Here is a 15,033-nt window from a genome sequence, read left to right on the forward strand (position 1 = left end):
ATCAATTATTCATATATGAATTCTATTGTTGCAAATTCTTCGGAACCTAATGCACCAGAAAATACGGTGGCAGAAATTGGATAATTATCTGAACTGTAACTATATTCCACAGTCCTAATTACATTTGGTTGATTAGCATTTACGGTTTGAGTTAAAGTTGTTAGGTTGTTTGTTGTTACAGGGTATCCAAGAAATCCTAAAACTTCCTTATGATCAACATTAGTAAAAGGATTATTCTTATTATCATAATAGTAAGTATTAGTCTTATTAGTATCAACCGCCGAAACAATGTTCCCATCTAGAAATGTATAGATGTATTCTAATTCATTGTTTATATTATATGTTACGGTATCATCATCATTATAAGTAATTGTAGTTATCATTCCTTCAGAACTACTTCCTACAAAATTTTTGGTTACATTTATTAATCTGTTATTCGAATCATATGTCAAGTTTGATGTAGTCACTAGTTCGTCATTAATATATTCATTTATATCAGTTAAAAATTCTCCTGTATATAAGTAATCCTCGTGCAAACCATGATCACCTGTGAACTTTATAAGTTTATTTCCATCATAGATGTAATTGGATGTTACAACTTCACCATCGCTAGGTGTAGATATTTGTGTTTTCAATTTCAGGGAATTCTCAATAGGTATAGGAGACGGTGAATCGTCATCACTTGAGCAGGAAGTTAAAAGGAAAGGGAATACAAATAAGGCAAAAATTATTTTTTTCATAATATCTGTTTTTTTTTATAAAAATCACTAGTGAATTTAATACAAAATACTCAATTAAAAAAATCAAAACTCATTTCCGTACTTCATTAACTCAAGTTAGAATAAACGATAAGCTTTTTATATGATGATTTATTTGACAAAATTTTGAATCAAATTAATTACAAAAAACCCAGGAACAATTAAAAATTATAATTTTCACACTCTAAAGAAGATGAAAATATTAAGTGTAAGTTCTAACGGAATGAGATTTTTTTTTGATAAAATTTTAGGCAGTGTGGAAATGAAATTCTTATTTAATCATTGGGTTATTAAGTTTTAATACAACAAATATTTTTAATTATTTAAGCATAAAAAAAACATCAAACTCAATCCCTCAAAAGATAGATATTGTTTGATGCTTATGAATATAATTGATTAATAGCATATTAAAAGTACAATTTAAAGGTTTATCTAAATTAAATATTCGATAAACAGATATTAAAAAAAGATTAAGCGTCATATCCGTACCTTATTAACTACATATCGATCCTCCGTCTAGACATTCCTCTTCTTATAATAAAGTTTAAAAAGAAAGGTGTGACACACGAGATTGTAGCTTTTTTTGTCTTTCAGATAACTTTTGAAGAAACAATTTATGAGCTTCAGAATCTGGATTAAATGGCTTATGCTGAAGTCCTTTTTGAATGGCATCTACTTCTTCCATTATTTTTGAAGCTTCTTCTGAAATCCAAACTTCTTTAAAGGCCTCCCATATGTAATTAATAGCTGTTTGACTTGGATGTATCAAGTCTTCGGCATAAAAACGGTAATCGCGAAGCTCGTCCATCATAATTTCGTAAGACGGGAAGTATCCTTCGGCTACGCTCAAGAACCTATTACTATTTAAAACTTGATGAATAGCTGCAATTAAATGTGCCTTACTTAGAGTGTTTTCTACAAAGCCATCTTTTAAATGCCTAACAGGCGAAACCGTAAATATGATTGACACTTGAGGGTTGACACTTTTAATTAAACTAAATATTGCTTCTAGAGATTGGGAAATCTCATCAACGGAAAGCAGTTCTTTTAAAAACTTTTTTTGCGGTACTTTATGACAATTCGCCACAATAGTATCTGTTTCGATAGCTCTGTAAACCCAAGCTGTTCCTAATGTAATTATTAAATGTGTTGATTCTTGAAGATGTTTCTTTGTGAGTTTGATTTGCTTGTTCAAACTATCTAACAAATCTTCTTTGGAGGGCGAACTTAACTTTGAATGGGCTTCAAAACAATGCCATTGTTCATTTTGAAAAAAAACATCTTCTTCTGAATATTCTTTTTCGTTAATAGCATTTGTAATTAAGTTTTCAATTGCTAATGGCTGAAATAAAATTCCAAAAGGATTTTGAAGAGACTGAAATTTAAAATAATCCAATTTTTGTCCCATGTTTTCTACAAAACATGACCCAATTAAAAGCAATTTCGAATGATAATCTATTTGATTATGCTGTTGTTTTATTAATGGGATTTTTGTTTGGAGGTTCATTTAGACACTTATTTAATTATTACACAGAGATTCACAGAGTTAAAAAGATTCACAGAGAGATTTGGATTAAAAAAAACTCTGAGAATCTCTGAGAATTTACTCTGTGTAACTCTGTGAAAAAACTTAGTTATATATTAATCTAAATATGCTTTAGCAGCTTCCAAAGCTTCTTCAAGACCTTCTGGTTTCTTTCCTCCTGCAGTTGCAAAGAAAGGTTGTCCGCCTCCACCTCCTTGGATGTGTTTTCCTAATTCTCTTACTATTTTTCCAGCATCTAGTCCTTTTTCAGCAACTAATTCTTTAGATATATAACAAGACAATAAGGCTTTTCCGTCGTTTTCTGCTCCAAATAACAAGAATAAATTTTTATATTGGCTTCCAAGTTCAAAGCAAACATCTTTAATTCCAGCAGCATCTAAATCTAATTTTTTAGCTAAAAACTGAATCCCATTTATTTCGGTTAATTCGTTTTTAAGATCGCCTTTTACATTTTTAGCTTTCTCTTTAAGTAACCCTTCAATTTGTTTTCTAAGATCTAAGTTTTCGTCTTGTAAATTCTGAAGTGCTTTAACAGGTTCGTTGTTATTTAATAAGGATTTCATTTCTGTATACGTCTTATTTACATCTACGAAATAATCTTTTAAAGCATCGTTAGTAATCGCTTCAATACGACGAATTCCTGCCGCCACAGCTCCTTCTGATACAATTTTAAAAAACCAGATATCACCTGTGTTTTTAACATGTGTTCCTCCACATAATTCTATGGATTGACCAAAACGAACCATACGAACGGTATCGCCATATTTTTCACCAAAAAGTGCCATAGCTCCTTCTTCTATAGCTTCTTCCATAGGCATGTTTCTTTTCTCTTGAAGCGGTAATTTTCCTGCGATTCTAGCATTCACAAAATTTTCAACGTCGCTTAATTCTTCTGTAGTCATTTTTGCAAAATGAGAAAAATCAAAACGCAAATATTTGGAATGTACTGCAGAGCCTTTTTGCTCGACATGCATTCCTAAAACTTCTCTTAAAGCTTGATGCAACAAATGTGTTGCAGTATGATTACACTCTGTTCTATATCTTTGTTTTGAATCTACGGTAGCTTTAAAAGTTTCCTCTAAATTTTTTGGCAGATTTTTCGCAAAGTGAATAATAACATTATTTTCCTTCTTCGTATCCAAAATATAAACCACATCTCCATGTGCATCTTCCAAATACCCTTTATCTCCAACTTGTCCTCCACCTTCCGGATAAAAAGGTGTTAAATTGAAAACCAATTGATACATTTCACCATCTTTCTTAGAAATCACTTTTCTGTATCGTGTTAATTTCACGTTTGTTTCAAGAAGGTCGTAACCAACAAATTCTTGAACAGCATCTTCTTTTAAAATGGTCCAATCTTCGGTACTCATTTCACTAGCTGCACGAGAACGGTCTTTCTGTTTTTTCATTTCTACGTGAAAACCTGCTTCATCTAACCGAAGGCCTTTTTCGCGAAGAATTAAAGCGGTTAAATCTATTGGAAACCCAAACGTATCGTACAATTCGAAAGCTTTCTCCCCAGAAATAATTTCAGAATTCTCTTCTTCAACTATTCTATTAAGTAAGACTAATCCTTGATCCAAGGTTCTTAAAAAAGAATGTTCCTCTTCTCTAATTACATTTTCAATAAGTTGCTTTTGAGATTTAAGTTCTGGAAATGCATCTCCCATTTTTTCACTTAAAACATCTACTAATCTATAAATAAAAGGTTCTTTTTGATCTAAAAACGTAAAACTATAACGAATAGCACGACGCAAAATTCGTCTAATTACATAACCTGCTCCTGTATTACTAGGCAATTGGCCATCTGCTATAGAAAATGCAACTGCACGCACGTGATCTGAAATAACACGAATAGCGACATCTACTTTTTCATCTTTTCCATAAGGCTTATCTGCAATAGTTTCAATTTCTCTAATGATTGGTGTAAACACATCCGTATCATAATTAGACTGAACACCTTGCATAACCATGCACAAACGTTCAAACCCCATGCCTGTATCAATATGCTTATTTGGCAAAGCTTCAAGAGAACCATTTGCTTTACGATTGTATTGCATGAATACGAGGTTCCAAATCTCCACCACTTGTGGATGATCCATATTCACTAAAGATTTTCCATCAACTTTCGCTTTCTCTTCTGCTGAACGAATATCTACATGAATCTCACTACAAGGACCACAAGGACCTTGATCTCCCATTTCCCAAAAGTTATCTTTCTTATTTCCCATTAGAATACGATCTTCAGAAATATACTGTTTCCATAAATCGTAAGCTTCTTGATCCATAGGGATTCCATCACCTTCATCACCTTCAAAAACGGTAACATAAAGGATGTCTTTATCAATTTTATAAACTTCGGTTAACAATTCCCAAGCCCAAGCTATCGCTTCCTTTTTAAAATAATCGCCAAAACTCCAGTTTCCTAGCATTTCGAAAAGCGTGTGATGATAAGTATCATAACCAACTTCTTCTAAATCGTTATGTTTTCCAGATACACGCAAACATTTTTGGGAATCTGAAATACGATTATTTTTTGGTACAGCATTTCCTAAGAAATATTCTTTAAAAGGTGCCATTCCTGAATTGACAAACATAAGCGTTGGATCGTCCTTCAACACCATTGGAGCAGATGGTACAATACTGTGTTTTTTATCTTTAAAAAAACTTAAAAATTTTGCGCGTACTTCTTGAGACTTCATCTATTTATTTTGAAAGCTTGATTTCTGTTAAATTTTCTATAAAACGAGACATTTTTTACAATTTCTCTACAAATCTATTTTAAATTTCGGATTGAGAGACCCTACTTTCTTATTTTATCATTTAGTTTTCACTAAATTTACATTAAAAATATTTTGTAGGTTTGTTCGTTTTGGATATTAATTGATAAATTGTTATAAATTAATTCCATGCAAAAATAGCATAAATTAGATAATGAGTAAGGTAAAATATCATTATGATCCTGATACGCTTTCTTATAGAAGAATAGAGCGAAAAAAAAGTAGAACGGTAAAATACATGATGCTATTTTTACTGGCCTCTGCTATTTTCGCCTTTATATTTATTTTTATATCTAGTCAATTCATTGAATCTCCAAGAGAAAAAGGTTTAAAACACGAATTACAGAATGCCGAATTACAGCTTGAGTTATTAAACAGAAAGATGGACGAGACAGAGACTGTTTTAGCCAGCATTGCTGAAAGAGACAACAATATTTATCGTTTGTATTTTGAAGCAAATCCAATACCAGATGAACAAAGAAAAGCTGGTTTTGGAGGTATTAATCGCTATAAAGATTTAGAAGGATTCGATAATTCGAAATTAATTATAGAAAGTCATAAACGTATTGATCAACTGCAAAAACAAATTGTGGTACAATCAAAATCTCTAGATGAAATCACCAAATTAGCGGAACAAAAGGAAAAACTTTTGGAAGCTATTCCTGCCATACAACCTGTTACAAATGAAGATTTAACAAGAATGGCTTCTGGTTATGGGATTAGAACCGATCCTTTTACCAAAGCAAGAAAAATGCACTGGGGCATGGATTTTACAGCACCTCGTGGCACACCTATTTATGCTTCTGGGGATGGCGTTGTAGTAAGGGCAGACAATGCATCTTCTGGTTATGGAAACCATGTACGAATAGATCATGGATATGGATACGTTAGTCTTTACGGACATATGTATAAATACAATGTAAAGAAGAATCAGAAAGTAAAACGTGGTGATATCATTGGATTTGTTGGAAGCACAGGACGATCTGAAGCGCCACATTTACACTATGAAATTTTTAAAGATGGCGAACGTATCAATCCGTTAAATTTCTATTACGGAAGTTTATCTGCTGAAGAATTTAATAAATTATTGGAACACGCTTCCTTAGAAAATCAATCTTTAGACTAATGCATATAGATTTACCTGAAAAACGATATTACGGTATTGGCGAAGTAGCTAATGCTTTTGGCGTGAATACCTCTTTAATTCGTTTTTGGGAAAAAGAATTTGATGTCTTAAAACCTAAGAAAAACGCAAAAGGCAATAGGAAGTTTACGCCTGAAGACATTAAAAATCTAAAATTTATATTTCATCTAGTAAAAGAAAGAGGTTTTACTCTTGAAGGTGCAAAAACACATCTAAAAGAAGAGAAAAAGAAACCCCTTGAAGTTTTCGAAATTATTACTAAATTAGAAAATATCAAGTCGCAACTAAATAAAATTAAAGAGCAATTGTAACATCTTTATAACTTTTACAACTAATATAAAAAAACACTAACACTTAAAATTAAATATTATGAAAAAATGGTTAATTCCTGTACTTATTATAGCAGTCATTGCTTTTGGCGTTTACAGATGGGCTGTAGGATTTAATAATACGGCGGTTGTACTTAATGAAAACGTAAGTGAAGCTTGGGGAAATGTCCAAACTTCTTATCAACGTAGAAACGATTTAATTGGCAATCTTGTAAATACCGTTAAAGGAGCTGCCGATTTTGAAAAAAGCACTCTTGAAGCTGTTATTAAAGCTAGAAGTGAAGCTACAAAAACAACAATTGATCCTTCAAATATTACACCAGAGCAATTACAAGAATTCAATCAAGCTCAAGGAGGATTAAGCAGTGCGTTATCCAGACTTTTGGTTACCGTTGAAAGATACCCGGAACTAAAATCCAATCAGAATTTCTTAAAACTTCAGGATGAACTAACTAGCACAGAAAACACCATTCAAACTGCTAGAACACGTTATAATGAAGCTATCAAACCTTATAACACTCATGTTAAAACATTCCCTAATTCTGTATTAGCAGGTATTTTTAATTTTGAAGGAAAACCATATTTCGATGCTGAAGCTGGAGCTGAAAAACCAGTAGAAGTTGAATTTGATTTTAAATAAAAAGATATGTCTAAAATAGAAGATTTTTTAACTGCTCAAGAAGAACAAGATATTATTAATGCCATTCGCGTGGCTGAAAAAAATACATCTGGGGAAATCAGGGTGCATCTTGAAAAATCTTCTAAAACGGACGTATTTGATCGCGCCATGGAAGTCTTCCATTATTTAAAAATGGACAATACAAAAGAACAAAATGGGGTATTAATTTATGTTGCTGTAGAAGATAAAACGTTTGTTATATATGGCGACAAAGGCATTAATGACATAGTTGGTAAAGATTTCTGGGATGACACGAAAGATGCTATTCAATCGCAATTTAAATCTGGAAATTTTAAACAAGGCCTTGTAAATGGTATTTTAAAAGCAGGAAATGCTTTAGAAAAACACTTTCCTTGGCAACATAACGACACCAACGAATTAAGTAACGAGATATCAAAAGGATAAAATAGCATGCAGTATTCAGTTAGTAGTTTACAGTTTTTTCGTAACCTCTCTAGAAAATTTTATTTTTTAGTCTTATGTATTTCATTATTTTCATTTGAAAATATTTCTGCACAGTTTGATATTCCTAAAATACCTGAAGAACAAACTAGTGTTTACGACTATGCATCATTACTATCTGCTTCAGAAAAAAGTAGTTTAGAACAAAAACTCATTAAATATTCTGATACGACCTCAACACAAATTGTGGTTGCTATAATTCCAACAGCCAAAGGTGAAAACATTGGACTTTTATCTGCCAAATGGGCTCAAGAATGGGGTATTGGACAAGCAAAAGAAGACAATGGCGTGTTTGTTTTATTAGCCAGAGACGATAGACAGATTTGGATTTCGCCAGGTTATGGCGTCGAGCATAAATTAACTGCTGGTATTGTTGGTGAACTTACAAGAAACGTGATAATTCCTGAATTTAAAAAAGGAGATTATTATGAAGGTTTAAACAAAGGAACAGATGCTATTTTTCAAGTATTAATGGGAGAATATCAAGGTTCCAGACAATCTACAGAGGATCCTGGATTTCCTGCAGGCTTAATTTTCTTCTTATTTATCATTTTTATTTTTATTTTAATTTCCATTTCTAAAAATCGAAAAGGAGGCTCTGGAGGCTCTGGAAACAACAAATCTGGAGGCTTTAGTATTCTTGATGCTATTATTCTAAGTAATATGGGTAGAGGTGGCTTTGGCGGTTCTTCTGGTGGTTTTGGTGGTTCTTCTGGTGGCGGTGGCTTTGGAGGCGGTTTTGGCGGCGGAGGTTTCTCTGGTGGTGGAGCTGGTGGAAGTTGGTAATACAGCACTAAAGTTTCGTGATATTTTATCAGATCATCCAACGTGAGAGAACTAAAAATCACCATATAAAGATTCCAAATAAAACTAAAATAAACTCTAAATAACATTCGTTTAAGAATTACAATCTGAGTTATTCAATTAATAATTTTATACCAGGTTTTCTAACAAAAAAAAGGTTCCACTTGATGTAGAACCTTTTTTATTTATAATAAGATATAATTACTTTTTACGCATGTACACACTCACGGGAACACCGTTAAAATCGAATTGATCACGTAATTTATTTTCTAGAAAACGTTTATATGGATCTCTAACATATTGAGGTAAATTACAGAAAAAAGCAAACTGCGGTTGCGGTGTTGGCAACTGCATGATATACTTAATTTTTACATATTTCCCTTTATAAGCTGGTGGTGGATTGTGTTCTATAATTGGTAATAAAACCTCGTTCAACACGCTTGTTTTAATCTTCTTAGTTCTATTTTTATAAACCTCAACGGCTGTTTCAATAGCTTTAAAAATACGTTGCTTAGTTAATACAGAAATAAAGACAATTGGCACATCTGTAAAAGGTTCCATTTCTCTTCTGATAACACGTTCATATTCTTTTATAGAATTGTTCCCTTTATCTTCAACAAGATCCCATTTATTTACAAGAATCACGATTCCTTTTCTGTTACGTTGCGCTAGCCAAAAGATATTTTGTACTTGCCCATCAAAACCACGAGTAGCATCCATAACTATCAAACACACATCGCAATGCTCGATTGCACGTACACTTCTCATAACAGAATAGAACTCTAAGTCGTCTTTAACTTTGGCTTTTCGTCTAATTCCAGCGGTATCCACTAAATTAAACTCAAAACCAAAACGGTTAAATTTGGTATCTATAGAATCTCTAGTTGTTCCAGCAATATCTGTAACTATATATCTATCTTCCCCAATAAGGGCATTGATAAAAGAGGATTTTCCAGCATTTGGTCTTCCAACAACTGCAAATCTTGGTAGCTCATCTTCTTCAACTTCCTCCTTTAAAGGAAAAGTTTCAACAATGGCATCTAATAAATCTCCTGTCCCACTTCCATTAATACTTGCAATGGTAAAGTACTCGCCTAAACCTAAAGAATAAAATTCTACGGCATCTTGAGCTCTTTTAGCATTATCAACTTTATTAACTACTAAAAAAACTGGTTTTTTAATTTTTCGAAGCAAAGTCGCTACATCTTCATCCATTCCTGTCACACCAGATTCCACATCTACCATGAAAATAATAGCATCGGCCTCATCAATAGCTAATTCAACTTGCTTATCAATTTCAGCTTCAAAAATATCGTCGCTTCCTTTTACATATCCCCCTGTGTCGATTAAAGAAAATTCTTTTCCATTCCAATCGCTTTTACCGTAATGTCTATCTCTGGTTACCCCACTTGCAGCATCAACAATCGCTTCTCTTCGTTGTATTAAACGATTAAAAAAAGTCGATTTCCCAACATTTGGCCTTCCTACTATAGCAACTATGTTACTCATTTTAAATAATTTTGATGCAAATATAATGATATGCTAAGTATTAAATTGTATTTTGTTTGCTTCAAAAAAATAAATATGTGAATGAGATATAATTTGCAACATTTATTAAACGATTTAATTGACTTTATAGTTATACCTTCTGAATTCAAAAACTTCGTAAAACGTTGAGTGTATTTATAGGCTTACCAACTTAGAAACATTGATTAATTTAAAAATTTATATGTCCAACTCCTCAACACTCAATGAAGTGGTTCTAAGACCACGTTTTAAATTTGAAAGACCCCAAAATAATGAAGATTTATTGAGCTTATTTGATAAAGCTAAAAAAGACCAAAACCACTTTATAGTGTCGCGAATTGACAATCACGTGTTTATTAAATTACCAAAACACAAACAGCATTTTTGGTCTCCACAATTACATTTAGAAATTGAAGAAATAGACTCTAACAACAGTTTATTACGTGGGTTATTTGGACCAAACCCAACTGTTTGGACCATGTTTATGTTTTTTCATTTTATTGTTGGTGGCCTTTTTCTTGGATTTGGCGTTTGGGGATACACCAATTGGGCTTTAAAAACAAGTTATGCTGTACAATTAAGTGTCATGTTTCTTATGATTCTTATTTGGGTTGCTTTGTATGTTATTGGCCAGATGGGAAAAAAGACAGGCAAAGACGGCATGCATTTATTACATGGGTTTATGAAAGACACCTTAAGAGATTAGATTTAAGGTATAAATCAATATTCCGAATTTCAATGTTCAGTTCCAAAACACTTCACACCTAATACCTCACACCTTTTTATACTAATTGTAACCAAAACGTTTTAACTGCTTTTGGTCGTTTCTCCAGTTTTTATTGACTTTTACATAAAGTTCTAAATGGACTTGTTTACCAAAGAATTTCTCTAAATCTTTTCTAGCTTCAACACCAACACGTTTTAGTGCAGAACCTTTATGTCCAATAATAATTCCTTTTTGGGTTTCGCGTTCTACCATAATTACCGAACGCATTCTAATAATTTCTTCTTCCTCAAAAAATTCTTCGGTATCAATTTCTACAGAATAAGGGATTTCCTTTTTGTAGTGTATTAATATTTTCTCTCGGATCGTTTCGTTTACAAAAAACCGTTCTGGTTTATCTGTTAATTGATCTTTAGGGTAAAATGGAGGTGAGTCTGGAAGTAACTCAATAATTCTATTAAAAACTTCTTTTACTTGAAACCCTTCTAAAGCCGAAATAGCATATATTTCTGCATTTGGCACTTTTGCAGCCCAACTTTGCACTTGCTCTTCAAGCTGGTCTTGATCGGATTTATCAATTTTATTTAGGAGTAATAAAACCGGAATTTTAGAACTGGTTATCTTATTAAAAAAAGCTTCGTCTTTTAATTCCTTCTCGCCAATTTCAACCATGTATATTAGCACATCAGCATCATCGAAAGCCGATTTAACAAAACCCATCATCGATTCTTGCAACTGATAAGCTGGTTTAATAATCCCAGGTGTATCAGATAATATCATCTGAAAATCTTCACCATTAACTATTCCCAAGATTCTATGTCTGGTTGTCTGTGCTTTGGAGGTGATAATTGATAGCTTTTCACCAACAAAAGCGTTCATTAATGTCGATTTTCCAACGTTTGGATTTCCTATAATATTTACAAAACCTGCTTTATGCATCATGATAATTTAATATGGCAAAGATAGTTTTAAAAATTTTAAACATTCTATTATCTAAGCAAGTAATCTATATTGAAGCATCGAAGCCTTCTTTTTGCATTAATTAGCTCTTTTAAGTTTCGCAACTTTTTAATTAATTAAGTTTATTGTTTATTTTTTTTAATACTTTAGTCCTAGAATTCAAAACCTTAATTTAAGCGCTATTTAAGTGACGAACAAATCAATTTTATTACTTTTTTTTGTTGCATGCATTGGCTTTATGCCTACTTTAACTTTTGCACAAGACACTAAATTAGACTCTACAGATTACGGTAATCAAACTCCTTTTAGAAAAGGTAGATGGCTAACAGGACTTTCTGGGGCTATTGGCTCTGGGTCTTTTGAAAACACAAAAACCGATAATAAATCCATAAGCAATTGGTACCGATTTGAAATTGCCACAGGAACATTTCTAATAGACCGCTTAAACTTAGGCTTATCGGTCAACATGGAACGTAGCAATGAGGAAAATGAAAATGAAGAAAACACCTCCGAAACATTTTTTGTAGGCCCTAAAGGAACTTACTATTTGTCTCCCAGCAGTATTGGCTCCGTGTTTTTTAGTTTATCTCCAGGTTACGCGCTATATAGAGAAACCCTGGGAGGTCTGGAAGATGAAATTTACGTTGAAAATATAAATAAGGGCGGTGGATTTGGTTTTCTTTCTACGTTTGGTTTTTCTTATGTGATTCAAGATCGAATTGTTTTTGATTTAGGTCTTAATTACAATGTGTATTGGCTAAATTTAAATCAAGGAACTAGCGTTAATCAAAATTCAAACAATGTGACTTACGAACTAAGTAACATTTCTTTTTCTTTTGGTTTTAAAATATTAATAGACTCGAAACCTCTATAATGAAAAAACTAATTCTCCTCATATTAATTAGTCTCTTTCTAATACCTGACAGTTATAGTCAGACCAAGGAAGACGTTATAAAATCTGATACTCTTAATAAGGGTAAGAAATTTCAGTTTGTGGCTATTCCCATTATTTTTTATACCCCAGAAACAAGTTTTGGATTTGGTGCTGGCGCGCAAATATTTTTATTAAAAGAGAAAAATATATATAACGACCGCGTCTCAAATATTTTTGTAGACTTTATTATGACATCTAATAAGCAATTTATTGTTGATGTGATTCCTCAAATTTATTTTGGTCAAGGTAATTATTTTCTTGACATGAGTTTTAAGTGGAAGATTTTTCCGAATAACTTTTGGGGAATTGGTAATACCACTCCAAACAGCAATGAGGAATCTTATGATATGACCTCTTACATTACAAAAGTAAGTTTTCTAAAAAGGTTGCCTCCCGATTTAAATTTTGGCTTCGAATACATTTATGAAAATCACGATGTTACAAAGGTTCAAGAAGGTGGTCTTTTAGCTTCCGGAGAAATTCCTGGTAGCGATGGTGCCATAATAAGTGGTTTTGGTGCCATTTTTAATTTAGATTCTAGAAATAATGTGGGATCACCTACTGCGGGACATTTACTTAAAATAAATGCCCAATTTTCAAGTGAACTTTTTGGAGCCACTCAGAATTATAACAAGTTTATTGCCGATTTACGCACCTACCAGAAAATAAGCAAACATAGTATTGTTGCCCTTCAACTTTATTACGAAGGAAATTATGGCACGGCTCCGTTTCAAGGGTTGGCTTGGTATGGTGGAGGCAATAGAGCACGGGGCTATTACCAAGGTCGTTTTATAGATAACAGTCTATATCTCTTTCAGGCAGAATATAGATATCGCTTTAAACCAAGATGGGCATTAGCTGGGTTTGGTCTTTTTGGAAAAGTAGCAAGCGATTTTAAAGAACTCGCTAATTTTAACGAACTAAAACCTAGTGCCGGCGGAGGTTTAAGATATAAGATTTTAAAGACTCAGGATACTTGGGTAAGACTCGATGCGGCTATTGGGATTGATGGCAGTAGTGGTATTTATTTTGGTGTGAATGAAGCATTTTAGAAAAGTATTTATTTTTTTGTTTAACTTTAAGTAAAGCTCAATACTAAATTTGAGAATATGAGAACCCGAAAATTTAGCGATTTGAAAGTCTATTAGTCATATTCTAAAACGTTAGCCATTTAAACGCTTTCAAAATTTATATGAAAAGAACCTTAGTTAAGTTTAGAAATAGTGCCTTTCGAAATTATATTAGAAAGCACGGAAAGTATGCTCCCCTTATTTTTTTTATAGGAGGGTTTATTTTCGATACATTAACACTTGGTCGCATTGATCGCTTGTATGATTTAATTGTCTTGTGCTTACACATGAGCCTATTGACTATCACACTTTTTCTCTATAATTTAGCTGATGACGGGAAGTGGAAAAATACCTTTCTTGAGCGCTATCAGACATATTTCCCTTTAGCCATTCAGTTTTTCTTTGGTGGACTCTCAAGTGCATTTGTTATTTATTTCTCAAGAAGTGTTTCTTTATCAAGAACCTTTTCATTCTTTATCATCCTACTTGCATTACTTTTCGCAAACGAGTTTCTTAAAAAAAGAATCTCAAATAAATACTTACAATTTAGTGTCTATTTCTTTATAAGCTTCACATTTTTCACTTTCATAATCCCAGTATTCATTAAATTAATGAATACGAATGTTTTTATTATTTCAGGATTAATTAGTTTAATTTTTACGCTTATATTAATAACTATCATTTATAATTTAAGTCCAAGTACGCGTGCTGAAATTCGTATTGGAAAACTTTTGGGTTTGGTATTTTCAATATACGCAATCATTAATTTATTTTATTTTTTCAAACTCATTCCGCCTGTCCCACTTGCTTTAGAGAATGGCATCGTTGCTCACAATATTAAAGTGGAAAACAATAATTATATTATCACGTATGAAAGGGATGAATGGTATGTGTTTTGGAGAAAGCATAGATTAAAATACCTTTACGAACCAGGTGAAAATGTTTATGTTTTTGCATCCATATTTGCTCCTACCGACATAGAGAAATCAATTTTTCATCGTTGGGAATGGTACAACGATGAAACAGAAGAATGGGAAATTGTAGAGGATATAGGCTATGAAATTTCGGGTGGCAGAAATGGAGGTTTTCGTGGCCATACATTCAAAAGTAATGTAAAGGAAGGTTTATGGAAGGTAGAAGTGATAACTGAAGAAGAATTAGTAATAGGTGTCATTGACTTTGAAATTATTGTCAACAATTCCCTTAATCCTGTTAGGGTAATTGACAAAAAATTCTGACATAAAAAAGGCTACCTCAAAAGGAACACCTACTTATTAATTAAGCCTTAAAATTGAAATTGAAAGATAGGCATT

At 32.5% G+C, this 15,033-nt stretch carries 14 protein-coding genes; 9 read left to right on the forward strand and 5 right to left on the reverse strand.

What is annotated here, in order from left to right; genetic code table 11:
• Nucleotides 1-5: 5 nt before the first annotated feature.
• The 3 genes from IEV77_RS14740 to alaS all read right to left on the reverse strand — a co-directional run bounded on the left by IEV77_RS14740 (nucleotide 6) and on the right by alaS (nucleotide 5,009).
• Nucleotides 6-740, reverse strand: a complete 735-nt coding sequence (locus tag IEV77_RS14740; protein ID WP_188466144.1) for a hypothetical protein — start codon at nucleotides 738-740, stop codon at nucleotides 6-8.
• Nucleotides 741-1,302: 562 nt separating this feature from the next.
• Nucleotides 1,303-2,265 carry a GSCFA domain-containing protein gene (locus tag IEV77_RS14745; RefSeq protein WP_188466146.1) on the reverse strand — a complete coding sequence of 321 codons (963 nt, stop codon included), beginning with the start codon at nucleotides 2,263-2,265 and terminating at the stop codon, nucleotides 1,303-1,305.
• Between the two features lie 134 nt (nucleotides 2,266-2,399).
• Complete coding sequence (alaS, locus tag IEV77_RS14750) at nucleotides 2,400-5,009, reverse strand: alanine--tRNA ligase (RefSeq protein ID WP_188466148.1); 2,610 nt, start codon at nucleotides 5,007-5,009, stop codon at nucleotides 2,400-2,402.
• A 232-nt stretch (nucleotides 5,010-5,241) separates the two neighbouring features.
• Between alaS and IEV77_RS14755 the strand changes: the two genes are divergently transcribed.
• Genes IEV77_RS14755 through IEV77_RS14775 form a run of 5 tightly spaced genes read left to right on the forward strand, consistent with a single transcriptional unit; the run spans nucleotide 5,242 to nucleotide 8,487 of the window.
• Nucleotides 5,242-6,213: a M23 family metallopeptidase gene (locus IEV77_RS14755; RefSeq protein WP_188466149.1), complete on the forward strand. Its 972-nt coding sequence runs from the start codon at nucleotides 5,242-5,244 to the stop codon at nucleotides 6,211-6,213.
• Nucleotides 6,213-6,542: a MerR family transcriptional regulator gene (locus tag IEV77_RS14760; protein WP_188466151.1), complete on the forward strand. Its 330-nt coding sequence runs from the start codon at nucleotides 6,213-6,215 to the stop codon at nucleotides 6,540-6,542. Before IEV77_RS14755 ends, IEV77_RS14760 begins: the two co-directional genes overlap by 1 nt.
• A 58-nt stretch (nucleotides 6,543-6,600) precedes the next feature.
• Nucleotides 6,601-7,200, forward strand: coding sequence for a LemA family protein (locus tag IEV77_RS14765; protein WP_188466153.1), 600 nt, complete (start codon nucleotides 6,601-6,603; stop codon nucleotides 7,198-7,200).
• A gap of 6 nt (nucleotides 7,201-7,206) precedes the next feature.
• The gene (locus IEV77_RS14770; protein WP_188466155.1) at nucleotides 7,207-7,644 is read left to right on the forward strand and encodes a TPM domain-containing protein; all 438 of its coding nucleotides are present in this window, start codon (nucleotides 7,207-7,209) and stop codon (nucleotides 7,642-7,644) included.
• A 6-nt stretch (nucleotides 7,645-7,650) separates the two neighbouring features.
• A complete protein-coding gene (locus IEV77_RS14775) occupies nucleotides 7,651-8,487 on the forward strand; it encodes a TPM domain-containing protein (protein ID WP_188466157.1) in 837 nt (278 codons plus the stop codon).
• A 219-nt stretch (nucleotides 8,488-8,706) separates the two neighbouring features.
• Here the strand turns inward: IEV77_RS14775 and der are convergent, their stop codons facing one another.
• Entirely contained in the window at nucleotides 8,707-10,014 is a 1,308-nt protein-coding gene (gene der, locus IEV77_RS14780) for a ribosome biogenesis GTPase Der (protein ID WP_188466159.1), read from the reverse strand.
• Nucleotides 10,015-10,234: 220 nt separating this feature from the next.
• Here der and IEV77_RS14785 point away from each other — a divergent pair, with 220 nt between their 5' ends.
• Nucleotides 10,235-10,738: a GTP-binding protein gene (locus IEV77_RS14785; protein ID WP_188466161.1), complete on the forward strand. Its 504-nt coding sequence runs from the start codon at nucleotides 10,235-10,237 to the stop codon at nucleotides 10,736-10,738.
• 81 nt (nucleotides 10,739-10,819) lie between these two features.
• On the opposite strand, the gene era is transcribed toward IEV77_RS14785, so the two are convergent.
• The gene (gene era / locus IEV77_RS14790; RefSeq protein WP_188466163.1) at nucleotides 10,820-11,698 is read right to left on the reverse strand and encodes a GTPase Era; all 879 of its coding nucleotides are present in this window, start codon (nucleotides 11,696-11,698) and stop codon (nucleotides 10,820-10,822) included.
• A gap of 256 nt (nucleotides 11,699-11,954) precedes the next feature.
• Between era and IEV77_RS14795 the strand changes: the two genes are divergently transcribed.
• From IEV77_RS14795 to IEV77_RS14805, 3 genes are all read left to right on the forward strand, one after another.
• Nucleotides 11,955-12,590, forward strand: a complete 636-nt coding sequence (locus IEV77_RS14795; RefSeq protein WP_229736681.1) for a hypothetical protein — start codon at nucleotides 11,955-11,957, stop codon at nucleotides 12,588-12,590.
• Complete coding sequence (locus tag IEV77_RS14800) at nucleotides 12,590-13,702, forward strand: BamA/TamA family outer membrane protein (protein WP_188466167.1); 1,113 nt, start codon at nucleotides 12,590-12,592, stop codon at nucleotides 13,700-13,702. Before IEV77_RS14795 ends, IEV77_RS14800 begins: the two co-directional genes overlap by 1 nt.
• A gap of 140 nt (nucleotides 13,703-13,842) precedes the next feature.
• Nucleotides 13,843-14,958: a DUF2914 domain-containing protein gene (locus tag IEV77_RS14805; RefSeq protein WP_188466169.1), complete on the forward strand. Its 1,116-nt coding sequence runs from the start codon at nucleotides 13,843-13,845 to the stop codon at nucleotides 14,956-14,958.
• Nucleotides 14,959-15,033 lie beyond the last annotated feature (75 nt).

Source organism: Xanthomarina arctica, from assembly GCF_014638915.1.
Classification (GTDB): Bacteria; Bacteroidota; Bacteroidia; order Flavobacteriales; family Flavobacteriaceae; genus Xanthomarina; species Xanthomarina arctica.

What these genes read in the sequence shown, in the direction of transcription:
- IEV77_RS14740 (WP_188466144.1), bottom strand. Translation starts at nt 740, where the DNA reads ATGAAAAAAATAATTTTTGCCTTATTTGTATTCCCTTTCCTTTTAACT.
- IEV77_RS14745 (WP_188466146.1), bottom strand. Translation starts at nt 2,265, where the DNA reads ATGAACCTCCAAACAAAAATCCCATTAATAAAACAACAGCATAATCAA.
- alaS (WP_188466148.1), bottom strand. Translation starts at nt 5,009, where the DNA reads ATGAAGTCTCAAGAAGTACGCGCAAAATTTTTAAGTTTTTTTAAAGAT.
- IEV77_RS14755 (WP_188466149.1), top strand. Translation starts at nt 5,242, where the DNA reads ATGAGTAAGGTAAAATATCATTATGATCCTGATACGCTTTCTTATAGA.
- IEV77_RS14760 (WP_188466151.1), top strand. Translation starts at nt 6,213, where the DNA reads ATGCATATAGATTTACCTGAAAAACGATATTACGGTATTGGCGAAGTA.
- IEV77_RS14765 (WP_188466153.1), top strand. Translation starts at nt 6,601, where the DNA reads ATGAAAAAATGGTTAATTCCTGTACTTATTATAGCAGTCATTGCTTTT.
- IEV77_RS14770 (WP_188466155.1), top strand. Translation starts at nt 7,207, where the DNA reads ATGTCTAAAATAGAAGATTTTTTAACTGCTCAAGAAGAACAAGATATT.
- IEV77_RS14775 (WP_188466157.1), top strand. Translation starts at nt 7,651, where the DNA reads ATGCAGTATTCAGTTAGTAGTTTACAGTTTTTTCGTAACCTCTCTAGA.
- der (WP_188466159.1), bottom strand. Translation starts at nt 10,014, where the DNA reads ATGAGTAACATAGTTGCTATAGTAGGAAGGCCAAATGTTGGGAAATCG.
- IEV77_RS14785 (WP_188466161.1), top strand. Translation starts at nt 10,235, where the DNA reads ATGTCCAACTCCTCAACACTCAATGAAGTGGTTCTAAGACCACGTTTT.
- era (WP_188466163.1), bottom strand. Translation starts at nt 11,698, where the DNA reads ATGATGCATAAAGCAGGTTTTGTAAATATTATAGGAAATCCAAACGTT.
- IEV77_RS14795 (WP_229736681.1), top strand. Translation starts at nt 11,955, where the DNA reads ATGCCTACTTTAACTTTTGCACAAGACACTAAATTAGACTCTACAGAT.
- IEV77_RS14800 (WP_188466167.1), top strand. Translation starts at nt 12,590, where the DNA reads ATGAAAAAACTAATTCTCCTCATATTAATTAGTCTCTTTCTAATACCT.
- IEV77_RS14805 (WP_188466169.1), top strand. Translation starts at nt 13,843, where the DNA reads ATGAAAAGAACCTTAGTTAAGTTTAGAAATAGTGCCTTTCGAAATTAT.